The sequence below is a fragment of the Streptomyces sp. SID14478 genome (genome assembly GCF_010548525.1).
Lineage (GTDB): Bacteria > Actinomycetota > Actinomycetes > Streptomycetales > Streptomycetaceae > Streptomyces.
The window spans coordinates 1-8567 of sequence record NZ_JAAGMG010000010.1; the positions used below are offsets into that span (position 1 = coordinate 1).

Consider the following 8567-nt stretch of genomic DNA (forward strand, 5'->3'; position numbering starts at 1 on the left):
GTCCGACGCCCGCCGTTCACAGCCGTACGCCGAGCGGGCCGCCGCCCAGCGCGCCCACCTCCGGCTGCCGCTGCTGCCGACCACCACGATCGGCTCGTTCCCGCAGACCGGTGAACTGCGCGCCGCCCGCGCCGACTTGCGGGCCGGACGCCTCGACGGGGCCGGTTACGAGGACCGCATCCGCGCCGAGATCCAGGACGTGATCTCCTTCCAGGAGAAGGTTGGTCTCGACGTCCTCGTCCACGGCGAGCCCGAACGGGCCGACATGGTCCAGTACTTCGCGGAACAGCTCACCGGATACCTGGCCACGCAACACGGCTGGGTCCAGTCGTACGGCACCCGCTACGTCCGCCCGCCGATCCTGGCCGGCGACATCTCCCGGCCCGAACCGATGACGGTGCGCTGGACGACGTACGCCCAGTCCCTCACCGCCCGACCGGTCAAGGGCATGCTCACGGGGCCGGTCACCATGCTCGCCTGGTCCTTCGTCCGCGACGACCAGCCGCTCGGCGACACCGCCCGCCAGGTCGCCCTCGCCCTGCGTGACGAGGTCGACGACCTGGAGGCGCACGGCACTTCGGTCATCCAGGTCGACGAGCCCGCGCTGCGCGAGACGCTGCCGCTGCGCGCCCGTGACCGCGCCGCCTACCTGGACTGGGCCACCGAGGCGTTCCGGCTCACCACCGGCGGCGTGCGCCCGGACACGCAGATCCACACGCACATGTGCTACGCGGAGTTCGGCGACATCGTCCAGGCCATCGACGATCTCGACGCTGACGTGATCAGCCTGGAAGCGGCCCGGTCGCACATGCAGGTCGCCCGTGAGCTGGCCGCGCACGGCTACCCGCGCGAGGCGGGCCCCGGCGTGTACGACATCCACTCCCCTCGCGTCCCGTCCGCACAGGAGGCAACCACCTTGCTCCGTAAGGGACTTGAGGCGATCCCCGCCGAGCGGCTCTGGGTCAATCCGGACTGCGGCCTCAAGACCCGGGGCTGGCCCGAGACCCGTACCTCATTGGAGAACCTCGTGACGGCGGCGCGCACCGTCCGCGAGGAACTCGGCGCCTCCTGACCCGACCCGTATGACGCGTCGACCGCCCTGCTTCCCGGGTGGGAGCGGTCGGCGCGCCCTGCGCACGGAGAACGAGGCCCCGTCGAACATCACGTCGAAGACGGCACCCCGACCTCGCCGCCGATCGGATCCTCACCGCCTTCCGCAACGGCTGACCGTTCAGTCGTTCAGGCAGCAGTCCCCGCACTTCCCGCCGCCCGGAGTGCGGTAGTAGAGGCAGCAGCTGCGGCGGCGGAACGTCAGGGCGGGGCCGGTGATCCTGCCGGTTCCGACGAGCCGTCCCCTGCCGAGCAGTTCCGTGGTGAGGGCGGTCAGCGCGGTACGCAGGTCCGGGCGGGCCCGGAGCAGCACGGCGGCCGATCCGACGAGCGCGGACGCGATGTTGCCGTCGAGGAGGCGCGGGGCGACCTTGACGCCCAGGTCGCTCTCCACCGCCGCCAGTGCGGCGATGACCTCCTCGTACACGGCGTCGGCGAGGCGCGGTACCTGCGCGACGCGTCGGCCTGCGGGGTGTGCGAGACGTACCGCCGGTCCGCCGTCGATCCACTCCAGCGTGCTCAGATCGGGCACGATCCCGTGTATCAGCGTGCATGCCAGGACGGGCGACCACAGCCGTGCGGCGAGTCCCAGGTGAGCGATCGAGACACCGATGCGCGCCTCGTCGGTCGCGTACCGGTCGGTGACCTGACGTGCGAGCCCGGTGAAGCACTCCGCGGTGAGCCGGCCGCCGCGGCCCGGGGCAGTCGGTCCGTCCTCGGCAACTCCCGTGCGCAGCACGAAGAATCCGTCCAGGGCGGCCACGTCGCCGAGGGCCTCGGCCACCTCGCCGGCGGACGCACGTGCGTCCCGTCCGGCCGTCATGCCTGGGTGACCCGGACCCGGCGGGGCGGTGTGAAGACGTACAGCTCAAGGATGTCCGGGCAGGGCGCCACACCCGGGCCGCCCGCGCTCACCCAGGCGGCGATGTCCTCCGTCGCGTCGTGGTCGTTGACCAGGCCCAGCCACACGGGCCGCGCACCGGCGGCCCGGCCGGCGGCGGACGGCTGCACGACGACGACGTTGGCCTGGTCGCACACGTCCAGGCACTCGGAGATGCGCACGGGTGCCGCGGCGCGCAGCCGTGCGACCTGGGCGCGATGGTCGCCCGCCACCTTGACGCTGCCGCAGCAGCAGTCCCGGCACACGACGACCCGGCACGGTACCGGGTCCCCCGACCCCTCGTGACGCGCTGCGCCGGCCGACCTCTTGGGCATGCCGCACTCTTCCTCTCATCGGGGAGATCCGCCCCGGGTCGTGTCGAGGTGGCGACAGCGTGAGTCTCCTGGCTCTCGGGTCGATGCTCCGCCCGGCCTTCCCACCCGGGTCCGGGCGGTGGCTCGTCGGGGTTCGCTCGCCGATCACAGTGGCGGGACCGCGCCGGATTCGCACCGGCTTCCTCGGACCGCTGTCGCCCTGTTGACGGCCATCATCACATCCGGGCGGCCGCCGTGTCACCGCCGGGTCCGGGGACGACGGCGCGTGCGGTGCAGCGCCCGCAGGGCCGGAGAACGGCGCCACGAGACAATGCGACACCGGCAGGCCAAGGGGGTGTCCCTTGGCCTGCCGGTGTCGAAGGAGAGTCGGCACACTGCAGGGGCGGTGTGCCCCGTCAGCAGGTTCAGCAGGTCAGGTTGGCGCCCGGGTCGACGCCGAGGATCTGCGTGAACTTCTTGTAGTTGTCCACGCGGCTCTGGACCTGCGACGGGTTGCCGCCGTTGCACTCCAGGCTGCCGTTGATGCTGCGTATCGTCTCGCCGAAACCGGCGCTGTTGACCATCGCGTTGTGCGGCGTCATGGTGCCGGGGCCGGTCTGGGTGTTCCAGTACCACAGGCCCGTCTTCCAGGAGACGGCCGAGTCGTTCTGCACGAGGTCGGGGTTGTTCAGCAGATCGATGCCGAGCGCGTCGCCCGCGGCTTTGTAGTTGAAGTTCCAGCTGAGCTGGATCGGGCCGCGTCCGTAGTACTTGTCGGTGCCGGCCGGGCAGCCGTAGGGCTGTGAACTGTCGCAGTAGTGCGGGTAGTTGGCGGTGTTCTGCTCGACGACGTAGACGAGTCCGCCGGTCTCGTGGCCCACATTGGCGAGGAAGGCCGCGGCTTCCTGCTTGCGCACCGTGTCGCTGCCCGTCCCGCTGAACTCCGGGTAGGCGCTGAGCGCGGCGGTCAGTCCGTCGTACGTGTAGAAGGAGTTGCGGCTCGGGAACATCTGGTCGAACTGCGCCTGGCTCACGACGAAGTCCGCCTGGGCGTCCACCTTTTCGGCGGAAGCGGGTGCGGCCAGGGTCAGCAGGCCGAGAGTGGTGGCTGACGCGGTGGCGGTCAGCAGTACGAGGAAGCGACGGCGCATGGGGCGCTCCTATCGGTACGGCGGTGGGGGGTGGGTGCGGCGCCGCGGGCCGGGTGCGCAGGCAGGTGTGCCTGCGCACCGTGGGGGAAGGCGCGCGGCGCCGCCGTTCGTGCGGGCGCGGGTCAGCCGCCGACGTTCACGTCGATGCAGGCGTAGAAGGCGTTCGCCGTGTTGGCGACGTTCCAGACGGCCAACACCTTCTGACGTCCTGTCAGTGAACCGAAGTCGACCTGGTGACTGACCGTGGCACCGGGCGTCGCACCGTTGTCGTTGAATTCCGCGATCTTCTGGCCGCCCACGAAGTACTGCCACGTGCTGGTGGCGTGCTGGGCGGTCAGCTTCCATTCGAAGGTGGTGTTCTTCGGGACGGAGGTGGCGATCCAGCCCTTGGAGTCGTCGTCGAGCTCCGCGAAGCGGCTGTTGCCGCCGCTACAGCTGGTCAGGCCCTTCGGGCCCTCGACGCTCTGGGGCTCGTAGGTGATGTCGCCACAGGACACGGTGCCCGCCGCGCACTGCGCCTGTCGGCTGGGCGGGGTGGAGATGTAGCCGTGGGCACTTGCCGATCCGGCGGGGAGGCTGACGGCGATGACCGGGGCCAGGGCGGCACCGATGAGCGCAGCCGTCTTCCTTCTGGCGTTCATGCGTACTCCTTCACTTCAGGTCTTCCCGAGCGCGCGGAACGTGGGGGGGGCGCACGCCAGGGCCGGCCTCTCGTGGGTGGGGCCAAGAGGCGCGAAGGGACAAGGGAGGAACACCCCGGAACGCAGGGTGAACTCCCGTAAGCGGAACGGCCGTTGCTGCTTGGCCTAGACCATACAAGCGGGCGTGACCCTGTCAAGGAGGCCGTGGGCAAACCCCGAAGGAAGGAACTGCCGTGCGGGCAGCGCGAGTTCGCGGCAGGCGGCCCGAGCGATGCCCGCACGACCCGCTCCCGCGCAGCTCAGCGGCCTGGATCAGCGGGTAGGGGCAGCAGAAAGGGGGCGGCCGCGGTGTCATGATGACGCCGCGGCCGCCCCCGGACTTCCCTGGATACCGATCAGCCGATCGCGCCGCTCGTCGCCGGGCGCGCGTCGATGCTCAGCGCCCGCACGAACGCGTCCTCCGTCTCCGCGCTGAAGAACCCGGAGATCCCGCGCAGGAGTTGGAGCGCGGTGCGCACGCCCGCGGGCAGCGGGCGGGGCATGCCCGCCGTCGCCACGGCATGCGCGTCCGGGGCGGTGCGGGCGGCCTCCAGATGGACCTGGGCCAGGTGCAGATCGCCGGTGCCGGCGTGCCGCACGGCGCACGCCACGTCGTACGAGGCGCTGCGCGAGAGGTCGAGCAGCGAGCGGATCCCGGACGTCTCCACGTCGTCCACGACCGCGGCGCTGAGATGACCGCCCGCCCGGTCGAGGATCTTCGCTATGGCGGACAGCCGCCCCGCTTCCAGAACTGCCTGAGGTGCCATGCCGAATTCCTTTCGTCACCCCGCCCGCTGGGCCCGTGTCTCAACCGTTATCACCAGGGTCACCCCGGGGCGAACCTCTGTGCGGGGGCGCACAGCACGCGCAGAGAGAGGACCCCCCGGCGCAAGGCCCGCGCTCGCCGTCCCGAAACGCCGGGCACGCTCCGGCCCCGTACAGCCCGTGGACAGCCATGGACAGCCCCCGACCTGCTGTGATCTCATCCGTCCCGCACGCCTTCCGCTCAGGCACGAAAGACCCCCCACATGCAGAAGACCAAGGCCGCGCTCTGGGAATTCCTCCAGGGCCTCGGTAAGACGTTCATGCTCCCGGTGGCCCTGCTCGCGTTCTGCGGCATCATGCTGGGCATCGGCTCCTCCCTCTCCAGCGATGCCGTCACCGGCAACCTGACCTTCCTGCGGGGCGAGGGATTCCATCTCGTCTTCACGTGGATGGCGAACACCGGGCTCGTCGCCTTCCAGTTCCTGCCCGTCCTGTTCGCGATAGCCATCCCGCTGGGCCTGGCCCGCGAGGACAAGGGCGTCGCCGCGTTCTCCGGTTTCGTCGGGTTCGCCGCGATGAACCTGGCCGTGAACTTCTACCTCACGGCCAAGGGCGTCGACTTCGACGACGCCAAGACGATCTCGCACTACGGCATCGCCGATGTGCTCGGCATCCAGTCCATCGATACGGGACTGCTCGGCGCGGTCGCCGTTGGCATCGTTGTCAGCGTCCTCCACCAGCGGTTCCGTAGTCAGCGCATGCCCGACGCGCTGGCCTTCTTCGGCGGTCTGCGGTTCGTGCCGATCGTCTCGGCGCTCGCCCTCAGCGTGCTGGGCCTGCTGATCCCGCTCGTGTGGCCGACGTTCAACGGCTGGATCACCGACCTGGGCCGGGCGATAGGTCACACGGGCGTCTTCGGCCCGTTCTTCTTCGGCATGGGTGAAGTGCTGCTGCGCCCGGTGGGCCTGCACCACATCCTCGTCGCCATGTTCCGCTTCACCGACGTGGGCGGCGCGGGCACGGTCTGCGGCGACCACGTCTCCGGCGCGCTCAACCTCTTCTACGCGCAGCTCAACTGCTCGAAGCCGCCGACCGGCGCGGTCACCGACGCCACGCACTTCCTGTCCCAGGGCAAGATGGCGGCGTATCTCGGCGGTCTGCCGGGCGCCGCGCTCGCGATGTACCACTGCGCCAACAAGAACATGCGCCCCGAGATCAAGGCGCTGCTCGTGTCCGGGGTCGTGGCCTGCGTCGTCGGCGGCATCACCGAACCCCTGGAATTCCTCTTCCTGTTCATCGCGCCGTGGCTGTACCTCCTGCACGCGGTCCTGGTCGGCCTGGGCTTCCTGACGGCCGCCGTCCTCGGGGTGTTCATCGGCAACACGGACGGCAACGTCATCGACTGGCTCGTCTTCGGCGTGCTCCAAGGGACGTCCACGAAGTGGTACTTGATCCCGGTGATCGCGGCGGTGTGGTTCGCCGTGTACTACTTCCTGTTCCGCTGGGCAATCGTCCGCTTCGACCTCAAGACGCCCGGCCGGGAGACGCCGGCCGAGGAGGACGACGCGCGGGAGGCCGAGGCCGCGGCCGACGGCGCACCGCGGGAACTGATCGCCGGCAAGTACGACGCGGTCGCGATCCTCGCCGCGATCGGCGGCGCCGACAACATCCGGTCCCTGGACAACTGCATCACCCGCCTGCGCATGACCGTCGAGGACGCCGAACGCGTCGACGAGCAGCGCCTGAAGAAGTTGGGCGCGGTCGGCGTCGTCAAGCTCGACGGCCACAACGTGCAGGTCATCATCGGCCCGCAGGTGCAGTCCGTGAAGGACGCCCTCGCCACGATGGTCCCGGTGGGCTGATCCGTGCACCTTGCCTCCCCCGCCTACGACTTCGACGCTCCGGTCGACCGGCACGGCACCTGGTGCACCCAGTGGGACTACGTCGAGGACCGCTTCGGGACGGCGGACCTGCTGCCGTTCACCATCTCGGACATGGACTTCGAGACGGCGCCGGAGGTCCTGTCGGCGCTGCGCGGCCGTCTCGACCACGGAGTGCTCGGCTACTCGCGCTGGCGGCAGGGCGACTTCCTGTCGGCGATCGTCGACTGGTACGGGGACCGGCACCGCACCGCGGTCGACCCCGAGTCGCTCGTCTACGGCCCGTCCGTGATCTATCAGGTGGGCCTGCTGCTGCGGCTGTGGTCGCGTCCCGGTGACGCGGTCGTGGCCCACACGCCGATGTACGACGCGTTCCCCAAGACGGTCGCCGCGCACGAACGGCGGTTGCTGGCCTGCCCGTTGGGCGACTGGGAGGAACTGGAGCGGCTGCTCGCCCGCCCCGACACGGCGGTCCTCCTGCTCTGCTCGCCGCACAACCCGACCGGCCACGTCTGGACCCGCGACGAACTGCGGCGGACGGCCGAGCTGTGCGCCCGCCACGGCGTGGCGGTGATCAGCGACGAGATCCACTCCGATCTCGCGCACCCGCCGCACGCGCACCGCCCGTGGGCGCTGCACGGCGACACCGACGGGCGCTGGGCCGTCGTCACCTCCGCGTCGAAGTCGTTCAACATCCCCGCCCTGACCGGGAGTTACGGCATCATCGGCGACCCCGCGACGCGCGACGCCTATCTGCGTCACCTCAAGGAGGCCGACGGCCTGTCGTCACCGGCCGTGCTCTCCCTCGTCGGCCACATCGCGGCGTACCGGCAGGGCGGCCCCTGGCTGGACGCGCTCGGCACGTACCTGCGCGGCAATCTCGGGCTCGTGGCGCGGCGCCTCGACGCGGCGTTCCCGGAGCTCGGCTGGGTACCGCCCGAGGCGGGCTATCTGGCGTGGATCGACGTGCGGCCACTGGGAGTCGACGACGAGGCGCTGCAGCGCGAGCTCATCGACCGGCAGAAGGTGGCCGTGATGCCGGGCGCGGCCTACGGAGCGCCCGGCTTCCTGCGCCTGAACGTGGGCTGTCCCCGCGCCAAGGCGGAGCGGGGCGTCGACGCCGTCATCGCTGCGCTGCGCGCGCTCGGCTGAGCGGCCTCTCCCGTCGCGTCAGTCAGTAGGAGGGCGGCGCGACGGGAGGCGGTGGCGCGGCCGGTTGCGGCGGCGCCATCGGCAGGTCGGGCCGGGTGTCGTGGACGACCCGGGCGAGCCGGAATGCGTACTCGAAGGTCTGGGTCATGCCTTCGGCGATCACCAGGTAGCCGTCGCCCTGCTCGTAGACGGTGCGCCGGACCAGGTTGAGCGGGTGCCGCGGCTCGAAGGAGCTCACGTGGCGCAACAGGGCGTCGCCGGCCTCGCGCCGCGTGCCGGTCACATGCCCGACCGGCCGGGTCGTCATCCGCACCCCGCCGACCCCGCCGCCCAGGCACGACAGCATCAGGCCCCAGGTACCCCGGGCCGTATCGTCCGTCACCGCTCCCCCGTACGTCGTTCCTGCGGCGAACTCTGCCACACGGACACGGCCTGCCCGGCGCCCGGGGTGGTGCTGGCGACACCCTTGGTCCGGGCCCCAGGCCTCCTGACCAACTCCCCTCGCCGGAGCAGTATTTCGTAGCGAAGCCGACGACGGACAGGGAGACGGGACATGAGCGGTCACACGCGACGCAGGGTCTTGCAGGGTGCCGCGGTCGCGGCGGCGGGCAGCGTGGTCGGCGGGTTCGGCGCCG

At 70.8% G+C, this 8567-nt stretch carries 9 protein-coding genes and 1 riboswitch; of the genes, 3 read left to right on the forward strand and 6 right to left on the reverse strand.

The window, feature by feature from the left end:
- On the forward strand, positions 1 to 1072 hold a 1072-nt coding region (gene metE, locus G3I40_RS00635), incomplete at its 5' end, for a 5-methyltetrahydropteroyltriglutamate--homocysteine S-methyltransferase (RefSeq protein ID WP_164300173.1).
- A gap of 159 nt (positions 1073 to 1231) precedes the next feature.
- Here metE and G3I40_RS00640 read toward each other — a convergent pair.
- From G3I40_RS00640 to G3I40_RS00660, 5 genes are all read right to left on the reverse strand, one after another.
- A complete protein-coding gene (locus G3I40_RS00640) occupies positions 1232 to 1933 on the reverse strand; it encodes a (2Fe-2S)-binding protein (protein WP_164300174.1) in 702 nt (233 codons plus the stop codon).
- Positions 1930 to 2325: a (2Fe-2S) ferredoxin domain-containing protein gene (locus G3I40_RS00645; protein WP_164300175.1), complete on the reverse strand. Its 396-nt coding sequence runs from the start codon at positions 2323 to 2325 to the stop codon at positions 1930 to 1932. The genes G3I40_RS00640 and G3I40_RS00645 overlap by 4 nt, the downstream gene beginning before the upstream one ends.
- Before the next feature lie 61 nt (positions 2326 to 2386).
- Positions 2387 to 2510: riboswitch (cobalamin riboswitch) on the reverse strand.
- Positions 2511 to 2729: 219 nt separating this feature from the next.
- Positions 2730 to 3455, reverse strand: a complete 726-nt coding sequence (locus tag G3I40_RS00650) for a chitinase (RefSeq protein ID WP_164300176.1) — start codon at positions 3453 to 3455, stop codon at positions 2730 to 2732.
- A 122-nt stretch (positions 3456 to 3577) separates the two neighbouring features.
- Complete coding sequence (locus tag G3I40_RS00655) at positions 3578 to 4096, reverse strand: lytic polysaccharide monooxygenase auxiliary activity family 9 protein (RefSeq protein ID WP_164300177.1); 519 nt, start codon at positions 4094 to 4096, stop codon at positions 3578 to 3580.
- Positions 4097 to 4491: 395 nt separating this feature from the next.
- Positions 4492 to 4902 (reverse strand): hypothetical protein, encoded by a 411-nt coding sequence (locus tag G3I40_RS00660; protein ID WP_164300178.1) that lies wholly within the window; start codon positions 4900 to 4902, stop codon positions 4492 to 4494.
- 261 nt (positions 4903 to 5163) lie between these two features.
- Between G3I40_RS00660 and malX the strand changes: the two genes are divergently transcribed.
- Together malX and G3I40_RS00670 are read left to right on the forward strand one after the other, a co-directional pair.
- Positions 5164 to 6762, forward strand: coding sequence for a maltose/glucose-specific PTS transporter subunit IIBC (gene malX, locus G3I40_RS00665; RefSeq protein WP_164300179.1), 1599 nt, complete (start codon positions 5164 to 5166; stop codon positions 6760 to 6762).
- Between the two features lie 3 nt (positions 6763 to 6765).
- Complete coding sequence (locus tag G3I40_RS00670; protein ID WP_164300180.1) at positions 6766 to 7932, forward strand: MalY/PatB family protein; 1167 nt, start codon at positions 6766 to 6768, stop codon at positions 7930 to 7932.
- A gap of 22 nt (positions 7933 to 7954) precedes the next feature.
- Here the strand turns inward: G3I40_RS00670 and G3I40_RS00675 are convergent, their stop codons facing one another.
- Entirely contained in the window at positions 7955 to 8314 is a 360-nt protein-coding gene (locus G3I40_RS00675) for a hypothetical protein (RefSeq protein WP_164300181.1), read from the reverse strand.
- Between the last annotated feature and the right edge of the window lie 253 nt (positions 8315 to 8567).

Excerpts from the sequence above, each read along its gene's own strand:
- G3I40_RS00640 (WP_164300174.1), bottom strand. The coding sequence starts at position 1,933 with ATGACGGCCGGACGGGACGCACGTGCGTCCGCCGGCGAGGTGGCCGAG.
- malX (WP_164300179.1), top strand. The coding sequence starts at position 5,164 with ATGCAGAAGACCAAGGCCGCGCTCTGGGAATTCCTCCAGGGCCTCGGT.
- G3I40_RS00660 (WP_164300178.1), bottom strand. The coding sequence starts at position 4,902 with ATGGCACCTCAGGCAGTTCTGGAAGCGGGGCGGCTGTCCGCCATAGCG.
- G3I40_RS00645 (WP_164300175.1), bottom strand. The coding sequence starts at position 2,325 with ATGCCCAAGAGGTCGGCCGGCGCAGCGCGTCACGAGGGGTCGGGGGAC.
- G3I40_RS00650 (WP_164300176.1), bottom strand. The coding sequence starts at position 3,455 with ATGCGCCGTCGCTTCCTCGTACTGCTGACCGCCACCGCGTCAGCCACC.
- G3I40_RS00655 (WP_164300177.1), bottom strand. The coding sequence starts at position 4,096 with ATGAACGCCAGAAGGAAGACGGCTGCGCTCATCGGTGCCGCCCTGGCC.